Below are 18909 nucleotides of genomic sequence, written 5' to 3' on the forward strand. Positions count from 1 at the left end.
CATCCATATAAGTTACATACTTTATTCAAAAGGTAAATAGAACGTAAAGGTCGTGCCTTCCTCAACTACACTATCGACCATAATATTGCCTGAGTGCGCTTTAACAATATTTCGAGCAATAGCAAGACCAAGACCTGTACCACCTTTTGAGCGGGTACGTGCCTTATCTGCCTTATAGAAACGTTCAAAAACATACGGCAAATCTTCTTGAGGAATACCATGTCCGGTATCTTGTACCGAAATTTTTGCGAATGTTGGCTCTTGCTCGACTTTTACTGTAACAGAGCCTGCATCGGTATGACGAAGTGCATTATCTACTAAATTCGTTAATACCTGCTCAATACGGTCCTCATCAATACTAATGACGGCATCTGCATCAAATTCACTATCAAACACAAGCTGTACATGCTTTTCTTTAGCTACTTGTGCGAATTTTTGTGTAATACGCTCGAACGTTGAATTAATCGGTAACTCATCTTTATAGAGCGTCATATGACCCGCTTCCATCCGCGCAAGATCAAGCAAGTCTGTCACTAGACGACCCATACGTTTAGACTCATCATAAATAATTTTTGTAATTTCGTTACGTTCCTCTGGATCTTGGATAAAGTCATCCATAAGTGCTTCAGAGTAGCCTTGTAGCATCGAAATTGGCGTGCGAAGCTCATGAGATACATTAGCGATAAAGTCAGAACGGAGCTTCTCTAAGCGATGTTGCTCTGTCATATCACGAATAACCGCAACAGCACCTCGAATTAATTCCCCGCTATAAAGAGGACTTATCGTAAATGTATAATAATTGCCGTCCATTTCAATTTCCTCTTCTAGCTTATCTTCAAACATTAAGACGTGATCAAGCATATGATACAGCTCTGGAGGAATCGGCTTTGTACTTTGTGAGCCTTTATTGACAAACCATTTTTGCATTAAACGTTCTGCTGGCGGATTGCTCAGTAAAATTGTGCGATCACGGTTAAATGTAATAACCGCATCCGTCATGGACGTTAATATATTCGACAGCTGTTCGTTTTCCTGATTGATGACTTCTAAATTATGCTTTAATTGACGACCCATTTGATTAAATGCGACAGCTAGTTGTCCGATTTCATCACTTTGTGTCGTTGGCAATTTCGCCTCGAAGTTCCCTTTGGCAATTTCAAAAGCCAATTCACGCATTTTACGCAACGGCGATGTAATTCGGGAAGATAAGAAGAATGCAAAAAACGTCGTTAACACAAAAGCAATGAATGCTGCTAAAAAGACAATTTTCGTCGTTTCCTTAGATGTTTTATGTAGTGCATCTGGACTTTGATAAATAAACACCGCTCCGTGTACTTCATTTTCCACATTCAACGGGAACCCTAGAACTACATATGAATCCATTTTCCCTTCATCTGTTGAGGACGGCATCATCATCTCTTTAATGACTGGCTCATCAGATTTGAAAATCTCATGAAATGCTTTGTTTGCTAGTATCATATCTTGTATTTCTCGTTTATTAACGCCCTCTTGCATGCCAAACAACACTTCTTGATCACTTAACGCAATTAGTGCATTCGTGCTTTCAGGCAAAATATCTGATAATAATTCTGAAGTTTTTTCGGCTGTTTCGTTGTCATCAAGTATACTAGCGACCGTCGCAGCCGTTTGACGCAGTGAGCTTTCTGCCTGTTGCATATGATAGTTTTGGAGAAACTCAAGCATTAAAACCGTGAAAACAAACAATACAAATGAAACGAGAAGCAATATGGTTACCCATAGCTTCCCGACAACACTATTCCATATTCTATTCATTAACAACCTCAAATTTGTATCCAACGCCCCAAACAGTGACAATCATTTTCGCAGCGTTTTCAGATACACGATTTAGCTTTTCACGTAAACGTTTTACATGTGTATCCACTGTACGTAAATCTCCAAAGAAATCATAATGCCAAACTTCTTTTAGTAGTTGTTCACGGTCAAATACTTTGTCTGGTGATTTCGCTAGGAAGTAGAGTAACTCATACTCTTTTGGCGTTAAGTTCACTTCGATGCCTTCTGCTGTTACACGGTGTGCATCATGGTCAATCATTAAATGTTGGAACACGACTAAATCTTTTGAAGTAGATGGATTTGTCGTTGGTGAAAATGCTTGTGAGCGACGTAAAATTGCCTTCACACGTAGCACTACTTCACGCGGACTAAATGGTTTAACAATATAATCATCTGCGCCAAGCTCGAACCCTTGTACACGGTTCGCTTCCTCGCCTTTAGCAGTTAGTAGAATAATTGGTGTTGCTGTTCGTTCGCGGATTTCTCCACATACTTCAAGCCCATCTTTTTCGGGCATCATAATATCAAGTAAAATACAGTGATATTCTTTTTCTAAAGATTTCTCGATCGCTTCGTTACCATTCTCTGCTTCGTCAACTTGATACCCTTCACGTTCAAGGTACATTTTTAATAGGCGGCGAATACGATCCTCGTCATCTACAACTAATACTGAAATATTTTCTGACACTTTCACGATCCCTCTTTTCCAATCTATCTCTACCTCTATTGTACATTGTACAAGTCATATTGAAAAGAAAAGAAAGCCTTCTTGCCACAGCAAGAAGGCTTTTCTTTCTCCATTCACAACGCAAAAATTCCAAGATAGGTGTTTGTTGTGAAACTTGGATGAAATTTCTCTTGCAAACAATCTACGCTTATGCGTATGAGTGTAAACCAGCAAGGATTAAATTAACAGCAATAAGGTTGAATAAGATAATACCGAAACCAATTAATGCTAACCATGCTGAACGTTCACCTTCCCAGCCTTTCGATAGACGAAGGTGAAGGAATGCAGCATAGAATAACCATGTAATAAGTGCCCATACTTCTTTGGGATCCCAGCCCCAGAAGCGACTCCACGCGATTTGTGCCCAAATCATCGCAAAGATTAACGCACCTAAAGTAAATACCGGAAAACCGATAAGGACAGAACGATAGCCAATTTCATCAAGCAATTGTAAGTTTACGCGTTTTACAAGCGGTTGGAAAATCGCACTAATACGACGTCTTGCAATTAAGCGAATTGCCCAGTATAAAATTGTACCCACTAATAATGACCAAACAACTGTAGTTAATTTTTTCGCATTGATTATTCCAGGCATTTCTACTAATGGTGACATGCCATGTTCTTCTACTACTTCATATTGATTCATACCAAAGATTGGTGGCATATTGTAAATGATTTGACGTACATTTTCTTCTTTATCAACATACGTGTATTTTGATTCATAATCCATCGCATTGAATGTCGATGTGATGACAACGAAACCGATAACAACTACTAAACAGTACATTATTGCTTCTAACCAGAAACGTTGCTTCGATTTTTTTGATACGTCGACAACTTTTAATAAATAGATTAACCCCGCTACAGCACTAATCGCTAAAATCGATTGACCAAGCGCTGCTGTAATAACGTGAATTGTTAACCAGTGACTTTGTAGTGACGGTACTAACGGGCTCACTTCAGTTGGGAACATTGCTGCATAGGCAATGATTAACAATGCTACAGGCAATGCTACCAAACCAAGAGCCGTCATACGATAAATAAAGAATATTAATATGAATGATGCCACGATGAACATCCCAAAAGCGGTCGTAAATTCGAACATATTACTAACAGGCGCATGTCCCGTATGAATCCAACGTGTAATAAAATAACCTAATTGAGCAATGAAACCGATAATCGTTACAATAATGGCTACCTTGCCCCATTTGTCAGTGTTTTTGCCAGTAGCATTAGATTGTTTAATCGCACCACCGAAAAGTAATGTCGCGATTAAATAGGCTACGAATGCTACATATAGCAAATTCCCACTTAAATCAATTAAACTCATAAGGTGTTACCTTCCTTTTCTTTATTGCCACTGTTTGTAGACTCTTCGTCTTCCGCTATAGTATCGAGCTGATCAGTATATTGCGGTAGACCGGCATATGCTGTGACTGCATCTAAGTCTTTTTTCATGCTAAACATATTTTTATTGACGTGGGCAGCCATAACAACTCGACCATCTGGTTCTACATGCAACCATAGACGTCGGTGATTCCAATAAGAACCGATTGCTACACCAATCATGAAGATAATACCACCTACAAATAAAATCGGAATTGTACGGTCTTTACGAACTGTAAAGTTAGACGTATCGCGTGTTTCCACACCAGCAAATTTCATTGCATATTGGTTTTCACCAAGTGGCTCTAATGTTTGTTGTATCGCAACGAAGCTTGTTTCGCCATCTGGTGTCTCTGGTGTTGTCATTTTAAATAGAAATGCTGGATTATTTGGTGCTGATGTTGCGGTCTGAGGCGCACCATTGTCATCAAAACCTGAGAAATCTGGTGTGTAAACAAGTAGCTTTACCGATACACCATTGCCTAAATCGTATTCTTTTTCAGGGTTTGTTAAATCGATTTTTACCTCACCTAGTGATTCGCCAGTTGCTTTATTCTTTAAGCTGAAATTCATTTGCTTCAATTCATCTAGACGATAAGCCATTTGATAAAGAGCAAAGCCTTCTTCTTTTAATGGATGGTTTACACGGATCGAATAATCCTTTACTTTTTCAAGGTTTGAAGTATCCCCCGCAATGGCGTCTTCCGGCTGTTTATATAACGTGATATCCGTTTGGAAATTCTTAGCAACAACATTAACATCTTGTCTTATTTGCTCACCTTGAGGTTTATTATCATGAGTTTCTAAAATAAAATCACGACTCTCAATGAAGTAACCATCCATACCAGGTATCGCACGTATATCACCTTCACGCACCCATATTGATTCATCAATATAAAAACCTGGCACTAACCGCAACATAACACCTGCTAAAAAGATAATAAGACCAACATGATTTATGTACGGACCAAATCTAGAGAAACGTCCACGTTCTGCTAGCAACGCACTACCATCACGACGTACGTTATATTTCATCTCTTTCATTTTCTTCTCGACTTTATCGAGTGTTTCCTCTGGACTTGCATTAACTTGTCCTTCTGCAACGATGCGTTGACGTTTCATGAAACTTTCATGACGTTTGACACGTTGATTTTTCAATGATTTATAAAGAGGTATTCCTCGGTCAAGACTGGCAATGATAATTGATACAGCCAGCATCCCAACTAAAATTTGGAACCACCAAGTGCTATATAAATCTGACAGTCCTAATTGGTTATATACTTTACCAAACCAACCATACACTTGCTCATAATAAGCTGGTTTACTAACCTCAGGAGCATTTACATAAATTTCTTGTGGTAGTATTGTTCCGATTGACGCTGTAACTAACGTAATAATGATTAGTGATATTCCCACCTTTACACTCGAGAAGAAATTCCAAATTTTATCGATAATAGATTTATTATACGTTTTTGAACGGATTGCTGTACCGTCATAGCGCATATCGACAACTTTATTTTGTTTCTCTTCTTCTGTTAAGGGACGACCACATTTTTCACATAGCTTCGTACCGTATGGATTACTATGACCACAAGCACAAGTGATATTTTCCATCGTCATTATCTCCTTATTCAGGCTTAACTAATTCCATATACGAAGCGATGTCCGCTTCTGACATTTCACCTGTAATGATTTTTGCTACTTTACCGTCAGGGTCAATCATCACGGTAGCAGGTAGGTTCCCAACGTTATAAGCAGTCATAACACTTTTTGTTTTGTCGATTACTACTGGGAAAGACAAATCATATTTATCGACAAAGCTTTGCACTTCAAAATCTGTTTGTGCAATATTCACCGCCAATGTTTGTACTCCCTGGTCTTTAAAAGATTGGTATTGCCTGTCCATTGCTGGCATTTCTTTTTCACAAGGCTTACACCAAGTACCCCAGAAGTTTAAAAATACCCCTTGACCTTTATAATCAGAAAGTTTATGTTTCTCTCCATTTAAATCTACTAACGTGAAATCTGGTGCTTCAGAGCCAACTTTTACTAACTCTACTTTATCCTTTGTTGCTGTGCCATATACCGTATAACCAATCGCTAGTGCTAAAATGACTAAAATAATAGTGCGTGTTACAAGACGTTTTTTCTTTTTTTCCAAGTTAATAAACCCTCCTTATACCAAGGTGTGCTATTCTCACCTATTATAGCAAAATGATACAATTTCTCTTAGTTATTAATTATGAATGATTTATGAACGTTTTCATCACAAAGAAAGTGAAAACAACACTATACATTTAGTGATATGTCCACTTTCTTTGCACAACCTACTTAGTTACCGATTTGTCCTGTTTCTGCAAGCACACGAAGTTGTTTGACTTCATGCTTCGATAATTGGCGGTATTCACCTGGTGCTAAGCCGTATAAATCTAAGAAAGCAAAGCGTTCACGTTTTAGTTTAACAACAGGTGTACCAATTGCTTCGAACATACGACGTACTTGACGGTTACGGCCCTCGTGGATCGTAATTTCACAAATCGCCTTGCCCGCTTCCTCGTCATAAGACGTCATGCTCACTTTTGCAGGTGCTGTTTTGCCATCTTCGAGCTTAATACCACGCTGAAGTTTTTTTAAGCCTTCGACCGTTGGCACACCTTTCACACGAGCGATATACGTTTTATCGATTTTAAATTTCGGGTGTGTCAGCATATAGGAAAACTCACCATCATTTGTCAAAAGTAATAACCCAGATGTATCATAATCAAGACGTCCTACAGGGAAAATACGTTCCGGAATATGCTTAAATAAATCTGTGACAGTTTTGCGTCCTTTATCATCCGTTACCGCAGAAATCGTGGCACGTGGTTTATATAATAGGAAATAAACTTTATTTTCTTTTTCAAGTTTTACGCCTTCTACCTCTATTGTGTCAGAATTTGAAACCTTTGTACCAAGCTCCTTCACTACAACACCATTCACTTTTACTTTACCTTCTACTATCAATTGCTCTGCCTTACGTCTTGATGCTACTCCAGCGTACGCAATGACCTTTTGTAATCTTTCCATAACTTCACCTCTAGTTCAAATTTGCCTTGGCTTTTGCCAGAGGCTTTAACTTTATTTGATAAGCGTTTGAATGCCTTCGGAATAAAGTTATATTTCCCGTTAATCTGTGAAAATTATGTCATACTTTCGCACAATATTAAAGGGAAACTAATTATATATAAGTAGCGTGATAATTCTAAATAATTTTATTTTCGACAATTGAACGAATAAATCAGTGGATCGCTACTTGCGATCCACTGATTCAACGTTTACACTCTTTGCGTAAATACGCTCCTCATCAACAAAAATAGACAATACTGCTTCTTTGCGCTTTCTTGAAATATGCAGCACTTGCCGCACCTTTGACTTCTCTTCCTTGTTTAGCTGTAACTGAATCGGTTCCTCTAAGCGAATGGAAAACTTTTTATTCACTTTGTACTTCCCTTTTTTCACAACTGTCTCAAGGTTATAATTTTGCCAAATTCCGTTTGCCAGACTGCGATGTACTTGCCAATCATCTGACTCGTTCAAGGTCACGACAATGCACGTTTGCCCGTCCTTTTGAAAAGCTGTCGCAAGCGTACGACCTGCCACTTTCGTATAGCCCGTCTTGCCAGCATAAGCTGAGCCTGTTGATGTTTTTAATGATGTGACTGGTTGTTCATCCTCATCTTCTGATTCACTAACTGGCCCCGAGCTTTCTCGTACTAGACGATGCTTGTTTTCCCATAGCATACCATTCGTCGTATCCGCACGGTATAAAACTGTTGAAGCGATTTTTTCGAATTTTTTATTCTGTAGGGCTATTCGCAGCATTTCTGCTGTATCTTTCGCCGACGATAAATGCTCATCATGATGCAAGCCAGATGGATTCATAAACACAGTCTTCGTAAGTCCAGCGACGACAGCTCGGTCATTCATAAGACGCACGAAACCGTCTACTGACCCTCCTACATGCTCGGCTAGAGCAGTTGCTGCATCATTACCGGAGCGTAACATTAGGCCATACAAAAGCGTTTCAACCGTCACTGTCTCACCTGCTTGCAAATAAATCGACGAGCCTTCTGCTGTTGCAGCTTTCGCTGATATGACAACTTCTTCGTCTAGTGCGCTATTTTCAATTGCTACAAGTGCCGTCCAAATTTTCGTTAAGCTTGCAATCGGCAGTCTACTATCTTCATTAACGCCTGATAGTATCCGGCCTGTTTCACCGTCAATAACAACATGTCCGCTTCCACCTCTTGCAAAACCACTACTTGGGAATGCCAAACATATGAACAATACAATACACAAAACCCACTTAAATTGCCGTTGCAACAAGCCACTCCTTATTTAGGAAAATTTAAATTACTTCGCCTCACTAAAAGTTTCTTGGAACTTCGTTAAAAATAAATCTGTTTCTTGCTCTGTCTCGCCTTGCTCACTCTCTGGTAATAATGGCATTTCTTCTATACTATTTAATCCAAAATAGTTTAAGAACTCTTTTGTTGTGCCATATAAAATCGCACGACCTGTTCCTTCTGAACGGCCTACTTCTTTAATAAGTCCACGAGAGGCTAGTGTTTGCAATGGTCGTTCGCACTTCACACCACGTAAATCTTCTATCGCCACACGCGTAATAGGCTGTTTGTACGCAACGATCGCTAGCACCTCAAGCGACGCCTGTGATAATGACTGTGCGGTAGGATTTTCTACTAATCTTTGAATTGTCTCTGCAAGCTCAGGCTTTGTTGTGAGCTGATAAACACCAGCAATTTCTTTGAGCATGATGCCTTTTGTTAAATCGTCCTGATATGCTGTAGATAGCTCCTCAATAGCCTCTGCTACAAGTTCATCGCGTTCGGTCAGTAAATTTGCTAATTGCTGAATCGTTAAGCCATCATCACCTACGACAAATAATAATGCTTCTATTCTACTGTGCAAATTCAATGGTTTCGTCATCATTCCAATCCTCCTTCTGTAATGTGACGGTTAGTTCTTCAAAGTTTCCTCCTTGCTCCACTACGACTACTTGGCGCTTCATAAGCTCCAGCAGTGATAAAAACGTTAGAATAAGCGTTGGCTTATCCTCGTAGGGAAACAGCTCGAAAAATGATGCACGTCCACCAGTCAGACGTAAAGAATCGACAACGGAGCGCATTTGATCTTTCACTGATCGCTCTTGCCTCGCAATGGTCGTCTTCAATGGTTTTTTCAATTTCTTGCGGCGCATAAGTTTTTGAAACGCCCCTAGCATATCGTAAATATTGATATTTAAATCAAATAACGCCATCTGTTCTTCTGGTGCTAATGCTGATAAATCTGTCGGCGGGCGTGTAAATACTTGCGCACGTTCCGCTTCAAGTTCTTGTAAATTACTTGCCGCTTCTTTGTACTTTTTGTATTCTACTAATCTTTGTACAAGCTCGTCACGAGGGTCAGGACCATCGACTTCGAATTCTGTCTCCTCCAGTTCTCCCTCATGGATAGGCAATAGCATACGGCTTTTAATAGCAAGTAGTGTGGCTGCCATCACTAAGTACTCACTTGCTTCATTTAACTCAAGCACTTGCATAGCATGTATATGGTCGATATATTGTTGTGTAATTTCAGCCATTGGAATATCATATATATCGATTTCCAATCTGTGAATTAAATGCAATAATAAATCGAGAGGCCCGGAAAAGGCTTCTAATTTAACTTCGTAAGACATGTTGTACCCACCCTGACATCAATCAATTATGCCTCGACACGATTACGTCTAGATTTCGAATGGCTTGACTCCCTTCAAAACCTATGAAATCCTTCAGAGGCTCAAACTTTATTCGGCTAGCATCGAGAACTCGTGTAAAAGAAGCAAATACTACGTTTATCTCACCACCTATAATAGAGATGGATTTCTCCTGAATAAAGTTAAGTCCATGTTTTAGTATAGAGGAAAGGAGCCCAAAATGCATCCACAGCACCATACTTTGTTTATCGATTACTGTGCATATTTTAACGGCAATGAAGATTTTTTCGAATGTCATGAAGTACTAGAGGAATATTGGAAAGATATTGCACCTGGTGATAAAAATCATCCACTTGTCGGCTTGATACAATTAGCAACTGGACTTTATCACTGGCGTCGAGGAAACCAAACCGGTGCCTCACGCATTTTACTAAAGGCACTCAAAAACTTTGAATTCAACAACGGCAGTGTATTTTATGAGTTTCTTGATTACGAGACATTACTCGTTCAAACAAAATTAGCCATCAAAGGCACTAAACATAATAATGAATTTTATGCTTTCAAGTTACCCATTACGCATGACCTTGAACAATTTGTTACAGCCCGTATAAATACTTTACCAACTAGCAGTAGCGAATATCTTCTTCATAAACATATGCTACGTGACCGCTCACATATTCTAGCTGAACGGCTAGAAAGCAAACAAAGAAAAAGCAGACGTTAAAGTTCGTCTGCTTTTTCTTCATTTTCATCTGTGCAATCAATACACTTTTGAACGAATCCTCTTGTTTCATCGGTAGCAAGTACGTTGTCATATTGACCAAGTTCAACCACTTCCTGTACCATCTCCGTTGCCACACCCTCACCTCTGTAAGAAGGGACAACGGAAACATGCTGAATTGTGGCTGTATCATTGTCCAACACAAGACCGACAATACCTACATATTCATCATTCTTTTTCCATAAATATAAAATCCAATTTTCATCCGTTTCATAGGATTGGATTGTCTCTGTTAGCTTTTTTATGTCTTTTTCGTTAGGCATAAACGAGAGTAGCCCCATCGCTATTTTCTCGAAAGCTTTTTTATATCGAATTAACATAGGCTGTATTCCCTCTTTTTCTAGCTGTACATAATCTTTGACTATCCTACACGATTTGTACTTTTACCGCAAGTAGAGTTTCTTCCTTACGAACCAGGACCCAGAATTCCTTTAGAAGCTAATACCCAGTAGACAACGCCCCACAACAAAGTAAACGCCGTCATAGATGCTAATAATACCCATTTATTTTTTCTCAAATTTATTCACCCTTTTTTAACGTTAGAGGGAGGTCATTTTGTACAAGATCTTCATAACTTTCACGTTTAACAGCTAATTGATGTTCGCCATTTTCTACAAACACAACAGCTGGACGTGGTACGCGGTTATAGTTGCTCGCCATTGAGTAGCCATAAGCACCTGTACAGAAGATGGCTAATACATCACCAGAAGCTGCTTCTTGAAGTTTTGCATCAATGATCAATTTATCACCTGATTCACATAGTTTACCAGCTACCGTGTACGTTTCTTCTTTCGGCGCATTTGCTTTACTTGCAATGACCGCTTCATATTTCGCATCGTATAACGCTGGGCGAATATTATCGCTCATCCCACCATCAACGGCAATATATTTGCGTACATCTGGTACTGTTTTTTGTGATCCGATTGTATAAAGTGAGGTTCCTGCATCACCAACAAGTGAACGACCTGGTTCAATCCAAATTTCTGGCATTGTAAGGCCAAGTACAGTTGCTTTATTCTTCACAACTGTAATCATATCTTCTACATATACTTGTGGCTCAAGCGGCGCATCTTCTTCTGTGTAACGAATACCGAAGCCCCCACCCAAGTTTAACACAGTACATGTAAAATCGTGAGCCTTATTCCACTCAGAAATTTTGTCGATTAATTTTTCCCCTGCTAAACCAAATCCGGCTGTATCAAAAATTTGAGAGCCAATATGGCAGTGTAATCCTAATAGCTCTAAATATTCATGGTTGAATGTTTGTTTGAACGCTTCATCCGCTTGACCATTATGTAAATCAAAGCCAAACTTAGAATCCGCTTGTCCAGTTGTAATGAAATCATGTGTATGTGCTTCCACACCTGGTGTTACACGTAATAAAATTCGCATTTGTTGCTTACGACGCTCTGAAATCTCTTTTAACAGCTCAATTTCATAGAAATTATCAACAACAATACAGCCAACTTTAGCGTCAAAAGCTTGCTCTAGTTCTGCAATGCTTTTGTTGTTCCCATGGAAATGAATACGCTCTGCTGGGAATCCCGCTTTCAATGCAGTAAACAACTCTCCACCAGAAACAACATCCAGTGATAGGTTTTCCTCCGCAGCCAATTGATACACCGCTACACATGCAAATGCTTTTGAAGCGTATGCTACTTCAGCTTTTACACCAAGTTTGTTAAATGTATCAATAAAACCGCGAGCACGCTTACGAATAAGTGCTGTATCGTAAACAAATAGTGGTGTACCGTATTGTTTTGCAAGCTCTAGCGTATCTACTTGTCCGATTGTTAAATGACCGTCTTCAGAAATTGCTTGTGTCCCATATAAATGCATGTGCATCTCTCCCTTTTTCACATCATTCAATCTTGTGATATTTTTTAGAAAAATCACAAAATACTATAGGAGAACTTTATCACATGCAAAATATGAGTGCAATGGCATCTATGACCTTTTTCGCTGCTTGGAAGCGACTATATAAGGCCGTAGTGCATCATCAGTCATCGGGAATCGTATTAAAACACGGAGCATTGCCTTTGGAAAGAATGGTACAAGTGGCCATAAATATGGCGCCTGCAAAGGACGCAGTGAACATAAATACGTGAATAATAAAAATAAACCCACGAATAGTCCGTTTACTCCCCATAACCCAGTTATCAGTAACAAGCCAAATCTAAATAGCTTAATAGAAATACTCAACTCATAAGATGGAACTACAAATAAGAAAATCGCTGCCACAGCTGTATACAATACAACCTCGGATGAAAATAGTCCGACATCAATCGCAATTTGTCCAATAATAACCCCAGCAACTAAGCCCATCGCAGTGGATAAAGGCGTCGGGGTATGAATGGCGGCCATCCGCAAGAATTCAATGCCGATATCAGCTATGATTATTTGTAGTAATAACGGCACATTGGATTTTTCCTCAGAACCTAAAAATGACAGTCCCTCAGGTAATAAAGATTCCTGCGTCACAAATACATACCAAATCGGTAATAGTACTAAGCCCATCACCGTGCCAAAATAACGCATAAATCGAATAAAAGTCCCGACTGCAGGAGCCTGCCTATATTCTTCAGCATGTTGCAGTAAATGGAAAACTGTCACAGGTACTAACATAACTGATGGTGACGTGTCTACAATAATGGCAATATGCCCTTCGAGCAAATGTGCTGCTGCAATATCAGGACGTTCGGTATATCGTACAAATGGAACAGGATGAAATTTCTGCTTGAATAACCATTCTTCTAAAGACTTGTCCGCCATTGTCAATCCGTCATGATTGATTTGTGAAAGTCGTTGCCGTATTTTATCGAGCATTTCTTCATTCACGAGATCTTTCATATAAACGAATGACACATCTGTTTGACCATCCTTTGACACTTTATGCAGCTCAAATCGTAAATTACTATTACGAATACGGCGACGAATAAGTGCTGTATTAAACATAATCCCTTCCGTAAATCCGTCCCGTGAACCACGAATAACCTTCTCGTTATCCGGTTCCTCCGGCGAACGTCCAGGATAATTACGAAGCTCTGCAACGTAACAGAAACCACTCTTTGTTATGAAAGTTACTTGACCACTTAAAATAGCAAGTAAGTAAGCCTTCCGCTCTGTCTCCTCGGAACGACCATAAAAATTGAAATAAGCCTCAAAGTATTCCTTTTCATCTTCAATATCAATGTCTTCATCCGGTAATACATTCGACGTCATTTGCGTTAGGATTGCCCCATCCACAAGTCCACTAATATAGGCACAAAGTACAGGTAAATCCTTGATAAACATATGCTTTATGCAAACATCAAAGGATTCACCATCGCCGAATTGTTCTTTTAAAAAACTTTCCGCTTCTTCTAAGCTGTTAAATAACTTATTTGTCATGGTGTCACCATTTTCTTAGATGTCGTTTTTTACTTCCTGATCTACCTTCGTGCTAGTTGCCATCCAGCTTTTTAGCTGTGCAAGTATCTTCTTCTCTAAACGTGACACTTGAACTTGTGAAATCCCAAGTCTATTGGCAATTTCAGACTGCGTACAATCTGAAAAATAGCGCAAATAGATAATCGACTGCTCTCTTTGATCTAAACGTGCTAGCACTTCTTTCAACGGAATATACTCAAATGGTTGTTCGGATTTTTCATCCTTCATTTGATCCATTAATGTAATGGAATCCCCTTCACTTTCAAACAATTGCTCATGTAAAGAAGCTGGGTCCCTTAATGCATCAGACGCAGTCACAATTTCCTCCGCCGTGACACCTAGCACTTCAGCTAATTCTTGAATCGTAGGTGGGTGCTCATTTTGTTTGATAAATTCGTCAGTCGCATGGCGAATTTTAAAATTCAACTCTCGAATTGAACGACTGACCTTTACCATACCGTCATCCCTAAGGAAGCGCTGAATTTCTCCAATAATCATTGGCACAGCATAAGTTGAAAACTTCACCTCATAAGATAAATCAAATTTATCGACCGATTTCATCAGCCCGATACAACCAATTTGAAATAAATCTTCGAGCTCAACTCCACGTGTTGAAAAACGTTGGACGATGGACCACACAAGTCGCGTATTGCCTTCAATCATTCGCTTTCGTGCTTCCTGATCGCCCTGTTGTGAAAGTGCGATTAACTCTCGCATTTCCGCCTGAGACAATAGCTTTTCGGACGACTGTTCTAGTGGCTTCACGATAGCACCCTCACATGACCGCCGTGCGAACCGAATAAAACTTCTTGGAGAATGTGACAGTCGTCCCTTCCTGCCACTTGGACATCACTGTTAACTGATCAGAGAAACTATCCATGATTGTAAAGCCCATGCCAGAGCGTTCCATCTCACTCTTTGTCGTAAATAGCGGCTCCATAGCCTGACTAACATCTTCAATACCTACGCCCTTATCCATGACAGATACGGTTACAACATCGTCAACGCGTTGTGCACGAACAGTAATAACGCCACGTCCATCTTCTTCATAGCCATGGATAATTGCGTTCGATACTGCCTCAGATACAACCGTTTTAAATTCCGATAGTTCATCAATCGTCGGATCTAATTGTGCGATAAAGCCTGTCACAGCTACACGTGCCAAGCCCTCGTTTTCACTTATTGCTAAAAATGTTAATGTCATTTCGTTATCCATTTACAATCCCCCTTACGCGTTCAATCGCTTCTTCTTCTGTAGCATCTAACATCCAAGGACCTAACCCCGAAAACTGGAACACTTTTCGCATCGTCGGCGACGGATTTAATAGTATTGTCCGGCCAGCCACAGCCTCGAGTTCTCGCATACGACCAAGTACTAAACCTACACCTGAGCTATCCATAAAAGAGAGCCCTCCTAAATTCCATATAACTGTCGATACTGCACCTTGAAATATCGCTGCAGAAATTTTCGATCGAATTTGCTCCACCGCATGGTGATCTAACTCTCCATATAAACGTACAACAACTGTATCTCTTGAAACCATTTCCATTTGAAATTGCATGAACATCGCCTCCTTCTGTGCAATTCCACATCCGATGTGGTGATTCCTTGTAACTGACAAAACTAGTTCATATATTTCCGAAATAGTGTCAATTCGACATACTTATGGCTTCAGTATAGGAAAAACGATGATGTTTTAAACCTGATGCAAACTTTTTAGATGAGTTTCCATGATGCCAAGTACTATACTCGCGCTAAAGGTTAATTTCCCCGTGAAGCGATGTGAAATACACGCGAAACGAGCGTATATTACTTGCGAAAAGAAGCGAGAATACTCTTGAAATTAATACAACCCTTACTTTAAATTGTTGAAGAACCATTTAAAGCAAAGAAATCTTTGTGAACGTTTATGAGGGTTTGTTCAAGGGACCCGTTGATTTCCGTTCCAGGCGGACGCGTTCCAGGGGGGCGAGCCTTGAGCCGCTTCGTCGCAGTGCTCCTGTCGCTTTGCTTTCGTCGCAAAACACACTGCTCCTGCAGGGTCTCAAGTTACTCGCTGTTCCCCTAGGAGTCGCCGCCTTACACTCCAATCAACTAGAATTTTCTTGTCGAAATAGTAAAAGAAGGTGGACCAATCTAATTTTGCATGAAGATAATAAGACTACTGTGTAGATGGTTCTCTTGTGTTGAGCTGATGGAATTACTTAAATCATTTATATTCATCATCCCAAGCGAAGGATAGCATTCGATGAAAGTACATATTAAGTTTAGATTGCTGGTTGATTGGAGTGGAGGCTGGGCGAGTGTAGCTGACGGCATTCGCCTTTCGCTACAGAGCAAAGCTTCCTGGGGATTAGCGTCCCAGATGAGACCCTGGAGCGAGCATAGCGAGTGAAGTGGCTCATCGGACGCCCCCCGGAAAGCGCCCAGCCGGAACGGAAATTAACCCCACGTTAGATACTTTTTCAATAAAAAAAAGCGGGAATCCTCTTAATGTAAGAGAATTCCCGCTAATTGGATGTAATTATGCGATTGTATATGCTGACTGTACTTTATTTACCGTTTCCGGAGTAATTTCACTATTTGAATATAAGTAAGCAATCGTATCGCCAGTCGCTACCTTGTCACCTTTTTTAGCGACAAGTTGAATACCTGCATCATAATCGAGTGCCGATTCCTTCGTTAAGCGACCCGCACCTAAAGCTACACTCGCTTCACCAACTAAAAGCGCATTAATCGTACCAACAGTTCCATCATGTTGTGCTTTTACTGCCACTTTGTGAGCTGTTTCATTTTGTACGATATCTGCTACGTCTCCGCCTTGCGCTACGATGAATTCTTCAAACTTCGCAAGTGCAGAACCGTCTTCTAGTACGCGTTTAACTGCCGCCGTTGCCGTTTGTTCATCTGCACCAGCCGCAACTTGATACATTAATGAAGAAATTATGACACACTCATCTAGTAAATCTGCGTGTGTTTCTTCCATACGCCCACTTAAAAGTGCATGCGCTTCTACGACTTCAAGCTTGTTACCAATCATTCTACCCAGTGGGTTGTCCATATCACTAATATGTGCAACTACTTTACGACCAAGTTTTTCACCGATAGCTGTCATAGCATCAGCAAGTTTTTTAGCTTCTTCTTCCGTTTTCATGAAAGCTCCAGAACCACATTTTACATCAAGTACGATGCCATCTGCTCCACTGGCAATTTTTTTACTCATAATCGACGCCGCAATTAATGGAATTGAATCGACTGTGCCTGTTACGTCACGCAGTGCATATATTTTTTTATCGGCCGGTACAAGATTGCCCGTTTGCCCTGCTACTGCGATTTTATGTTTATTGACATTATCGATAAATTCTTGAGATGAAAGCTCTGTTCTCATTCCGCGAATTGATTCCATTTTGTCAATGGTACCACCTGTAATGCCAAGACCTTTACCACTGAATTTAGCAACGGGGATACCTAAAGCTGCGATAATAGGTGTCACGACTAATGTCACCTTATCACCAACACCACCTGTTGAATGCTTGTCGATTTTAAAGCCTTCAATCGCCGTTAAATCAATGACATCGCCGGATTCGATCATCGCTTTCGTTAGATAGAATGTTTCCTCATCCGTCATGCCCATCAAACGAATAGCCATAAGTAAAGAACTCGCTTGGTAATCTGGAATTGAACCGGTCGTGTAGCCTTCTACAAAGTAATTTATTTCTTCTTGTGAAAGCTCTTTGCCATGCTTTTTCTTTTCAAATAGCTGCGCCATATTCATGATAAGATCCCCCTTATTTTAGGTCGTTTAAGAAACTTTTTCCGAATGGTGGTGCTTCTACGCCAAAGTTTTCAGCAACTGTTGCTGCGATATCTGCAAATGTCTCACGAAGCGCTATTTCGCCACATTCTTTGAAACGTGGTGAGTATACGAAAAGTGGTACATATTCACGCGTATGATCTGTTCCTGGGAAAGTAGGATCATTACCATGGTCAGCCGTAATAATTAGTAAATCATCTTCAGTAATCGCTTCTAAAATTTCTGGTAAACGAGCGTCAAATTCTTGCAGTGCATGTCCATAACCGATTGGATCACGACGATGACCGAAGTTTGCATCGAAATCAACTAAGTTTAAGAAGCTCATACCGTGGAAATCACGACGAACAACTTCTGCAAATTTGTCCATACCGTCCATATTGTTTTTCGTACGTACGGCATCTGTTACACCTGAACCATTGAAAATGTCAGAGATTTTACCAATAGCAATTACATCTAGACCTGCATCTTTCATTGTATTCATCGTTGTACGTCCAAATGGCGTTAACGCATAGTCATGGCGATTAGAAGTACGTGTAAAGTTACCTGGTGTACCGATGAATGGACGTGCAATAACACGGCCAACTAAATACTCCGGCTCTAACGTTAACTCACGTGCAATTTCGCAAATTTTATATAACTCATCAAGAGGAATAATTTCTTCATGTGCTGCAATTTGTAATACTGGGTCAGCAGATGTGTATACGATTAATGCGCCTGTTTCCATATGCTCTGGCCCAAAGTCATCAATAACTTGTGTTCCACTTGCTGGTTTATTGCAAAGTACTTTACGCCCTGTACGCGCTTCAAGCTCAGCAATCAACTCAGCAGGGAAGCCATCTGGATATACTTTAAATGGTTTATCAATATTTAACCCCATGATCTCCCAGTGACCTGTCATTGTATCTTTACCAACTGAAGCTTCTTGCATTTTTCCGTAGTAGGCTTTTGGCTTATCTACAGCGTTTACACCTTTTAGAGGTTCGATGTTAGCTAAGCCGAATGACTCCATATGTGGCATTGTAAGCCCATTCATTTTTTCAGCGATGTGGCCTAATGTATGCGCTCCAACATCTCCAAAGTTTGCTGCGTCTGGTGCTTCACCAATTCCAACTGAGTCTAAGACAACTACATGTATTTTTTTAAATTGTTTATTCATAGATGTAACCTCCTATTTCTTTCAACTTCTTTATTCTACCCAAAA

Annotated in this window: 18 protein-coding genes; 1 reads left to right on the plus strand and 17 read right to left on the minus strand. The window is 40.0% G+C overall.

The features are described from left to right. Nucleotides 1–21 precede the first annotated feature (21 nt). From ACIQ2D_RS01525 to ACIQ2D_RS01565, 9 genes are all read right to left on the minus strand, one after another. Nucleotides 22–1794 carry an ATP-binding protein gene (locus ACIQ2D_RS01525; protein WP_402858325.1) on the minus strand — a complete coding sequence of 591 codons (1773 nt, stop codon included), beginning with the start codon at nucleotides 1792–1794 and terminating at the stop codon, nucleotides 22–24. After that, complete coding sequence (locus ACIQ2D_RS01530; protein ID WP_402858328.1) at nucleotides 1787–2503, minus strand: response regulator transcription factor; 717 nt, start codon at nucleotides 2501–2503, stop codon at nucleotides 1787–1789. The genes ACIQ2D_RS01525 and ACIQ2D_RS01530 overlap by 8 nt, the downstream gene beginning before the upstream one ends. A 187-nt stretch (nucleotides 2504–2690) precedes the next feature. Further along, nucleotides 2691–3872, minus strand: a complete 1182-nt coding sequence (ccsB, locus tag ACIQ2D_RS01535) for a c-type cytochrome biogenesis protein CcsB (RefSeq protein WP_402858331.1) — start codon at nucleotides 3870–3872, stop codon at nucleotides 2691–2693. Then, nucleotides 3869–5542, minus strand: coding sequence for a cytochrome c biogenesis protein ResB (gene resB, locus ACIQ2D_RS01540; protein WP_402858334.1), 1674 nt, complete (start codon nucleotides 5540–5542; stop codon nucleotides 3869–3871). The genes ccsB and resB overlap by 4 nt, the downstream gene beginning before the upstream one ends. Before the next feature lie 13 nt (nucleotides 5543–5555). Further along, nucleotides 5556–6089, minus strand: a complete 534-nt coding sequence (gene resA / locus ACIQ2D_RS01545) for a thiol-disulfide oxidoreductase ResA (RefSeq protein ID WP_402858336.1) — start codon at nucleotides 6087–6089, stop codon at nucleotides 5556–5558. Nucleotides 6090–6259: 170 nt separating this feature from the next. Continuing rightward, a complete protein-coding gene (locus tag ACIQ2D_RS01550; protein WP_402858339.1) occupies nucleotides 6260–6994 on the minus strand; it encodes a pseudouridine synthase in 735 nt (244 codons plus the stop codon). Nucleotides 6995–7216: 222 nt separating this feature from the next. Next, nucleotides 7217–8266, minus strand: coding sequence for a D-alanyl-D-alanine carboxypeptidase family protein (locus ACIQ2D_RS01555; RefSeq protein ID WP_402859192.1), 1050 nt, complete (start codon nucleotides 8264–8266; stop codon nucleotides 7217–7219). 54 nt (nucleotides 8267–8320) lie between these two features. Further along, nucleotides 8321–8914 (minus strand): SMC-Scp complex subunit ScpB, encoded by a 594-nt coding sequence (scpB, locus tag ACIQ2D_RS01560; protein WP_402859195.1) that lies wholly within the window; start codon nucleotides 8912–8914, stop codon nucleotides 8321–8323. Continuing rightward, a complete protein-coding gene (locus ACIQ2D_RS01565; protein ID WP_402858342.1) occupies nucleotides 8886–9665 on the minus strand; it encodes a segregation/condensation protein A in 780 nt (259 codons plus the stop codon). The genes scpB and ACIQ2D_RS01565 overlap by 29 nt, the downstream gene beginning before the upstream one ends. 238 nt (nucleotides 9666–9903) lie before the next feature. On the opposite strand from ACIQ2D_RS01565, the gene ACIQ2D_RS01570 reads away from it, so the two are divergent. Then, a complete protein-coding gene (locus ACIQ2D_RS01570; protein WP_402858345.1) occupies nucleotides 9904–10407 on the plus strand; it encodes a DUF309 domain-containing protein in 504 nt (167 codons plus the stop codon). Here the strand turns inward: ACIQ2D_RS01570 and ACIQ2D_RS01575 are convergent. From ACIQ2D_RS01575 to deoB, 8 genes are all read right to left on the minus strand, one after another. Further along, nucleotides 10404–10784 (minus strand): GNAT family N-acetyltransferase, encoded by a 381-nt coding sequence (locus ACIQ2D_RS01575; protein WP_402858348.1) that lies wholly within the window; start codon nucleotides 10782–10784, stop codon nucleotides 10404–10406. The two genes, ACIQ2D_RS01570 and ACIQ2D_RS01575, sit on opposite strands and share 4 nt — an antisense overlap. Nucleotides 10785–10983: 199 nt before the next feature. After that, on the minus strand, nucleotides 10984–12303 hold the full coding sequence (lysA, locus tag ACIQ2D_RS01580; RefSeq protein ID WP_402858351.1) for a diaminopimelate decarboxylase: 1320 nt from the start codon (nucleotides 12301–12303) through the stop codon (nucleotides 10984–10986). Nucleotides 12304–12411: 108 nt separating this feature from the next. Continuing rightward, entirely contained in the window at nucleotides 12412–13854 is a 1443-nt protein-coding gene (locus ACIQ2D_RS01585) for a spore germination protein (protein WP_402858354.1), read from the minus strand. A 15-nt stretch (nucleotides 13855–13869) separates the two neighbouring features. Further along, nucleotides 13870–14658 carry an RNA polymerase sporulation sigma factor SigF gene (sigF, locus tag ACIQ2D_RS01590; protein ID WP_402858357.1) on the minus strand — a complete coding sequence of 263 codons (789 nt, stop codon included), beginning with the start codon at nucleotides 14656–14658 and terminating at the stop codon, nucleotides 13870–13872. Nucleotides 14659–14668: 10 nt separating this feature from the next. Further along, nucleotides 14669–15109: an anti-sigma F factor gene (gene spoIIAB / locus ACIQ2D_RS01595; RefSeq protein ID WP_402858360.1), complete on the minus strand. Its 441-nt coding sequence runs from the start codon at nucleotides 15107–15109 to the stop codon at nucleotides 14669–14671. Then, nucleotides 15102–15455: an anti-sigma F factor antagonist gene (gene spoIIAA, locus ACIQ2D_RS01600; protein ID WP_053584148.1), complete on the minus strand. Its 354-nt coding sequence runs from the start codon at nucleotides 15453–15455 to the stop codon at nucleotides 15102–15104. Before spoIIAA ends, spoIIAB begins: the two co-directional genes overlap by 8 nt. A gap of 963 nt (nucleotides 15456–16418) precedes the next feature. Next, nucleotides 16419–17669, minus strand: coding sequence for a thymidine phosphorylase (locus ACIQ2D_RS01605; protein WP_402858363.1), 1251 nt, complete (start codon nucleotides 17667–17669; stop codon nucleotides 16419–16421). Between the two features lie 13 nt (nucleotides 17670–17682). Beyond that, entirely contained in the window at nucleotides 17683–18864 is a 1182-nt protein-coding gene (deoB, locus tag ACIQ2D_RS01610; protein ID WP_402858366.1) for a phosphopentomutase, read from the minus strand. Between the last annotated feature and the right edge of the window lie 45 nt (nucleotides 18865–18909).

Source organism: Lysinibacillus sp. NPDC097287 (assembly GCF_044761695.1).
GTDB lineage: Bacteria > Bacillota > Bacilli > Bacillales_A > Planococcaceae > Lysinibacillus.

What these genes read in the sequence shown, in the direction of transcription:
- spoIIAA (WP_053584148.1), bottom strand. Translation starts at nt 15,455, where the DNA reads ATGCAATTTCAAATGGAAATGGTTTCAAGAGATACAGTTGTTGTACGT.
- ACIQ2D_RS01525 (WP_402858325.1), bottom strand. Translation starts at nt 1,794, where the DNA reads ATGAATAGAATATGGAATAGTGTTGTCGGGAAGCTATGGGTAACCATA.
- ACIQ2D_RS01550 (WP_402858339.1), bottom strand. Translation starts at nt 6,994, where the DNA reads ATGGAAAGATTACAAAAGGTCATTGCGTACGCTGGAGTAGCATCAAGA.
- ACIQ2D_RS01585 (WP_402858354.1), bottom strand. Translation starts at nt 13,854, where the DNA reads ATGACAAATAAGTTATTTAACAGCTTAGAAGAAGCGGAAAGTTTTTTA.
- resB (WP_402858334.1), bottom strand. Translation starts at nt 5,542, where the DNA reads ATGGAAAATATCACTTGTGCTTGTGGTCATAGTAATCCATACGGTACG.
- ACIQ2D_RS01605 (WP_402858363.1), bottom strand. Translation starts at nt 17,669, where the DNA reads ATGAATATGGCGCAGCTATTTGAAAAGAAAAAGCATGGCAAAGAGCTT.
- scpB (WP_402859195.1), bottom strand. Translation starts at nt 8,914, where the DNA reads ATGACGAAACCATTGAATTTGCACAGTAGAATAGAAGCATTATTATTT.
- ACIQ2D_RS01570 (WP_402858345.1), top strand. Translation starts at nt 9,904, where the DNA reads ATGCATCCACAGCACCATACTTTGTTTATCGATTACTGTGCATATTTT.
- ccsB (WP_402858331.1), bottom strand. Translation starts at nt 3,872, where the DNA reads ATGAGTTTAATTGATTTAAGTGGGAATTTGCTATATGTAGCATTCGTA.
- deoB (WP_402858366.1), bottom strand. Translation starts at nt 18,864, where the DNA reads ATGAATAAACAATTTAAAAAAATACATGTAGTTGTCTTAGACTCAGTT.
- lysA (WP_402858351.1), bottom strand. Translation starts at nt 12,303, where the DNA reads ATGCATTTATATGGGACACAAGCAATTTCTGAAGACGGTCATTTAACA.
- spoIIAB (WP_402858360.1), bottom strand. Translation starts at nt 15,109, where the DNA reads ATGGATAACGAAATGACATTAACATTTTTAGCAATAAGTGAAAACGAG.
- ACIQ2D_RS01575 (WP_402858348.1), bottom strand. Translation starts at nt 10,784, where the DNA reads ATGTTAATTCGATATAAAAAAGCTTTCGAGAAAATAGCGATGGGGCTA.
- ACIQ2D_RS01565 (WP_402858342.1), bottom strand. Translation starts at nt 9,665, where the DNA reads ATGTCTTACGAAGTTAAATTAGAAGCCTTTTCCGGGCCTCTCGATTTA.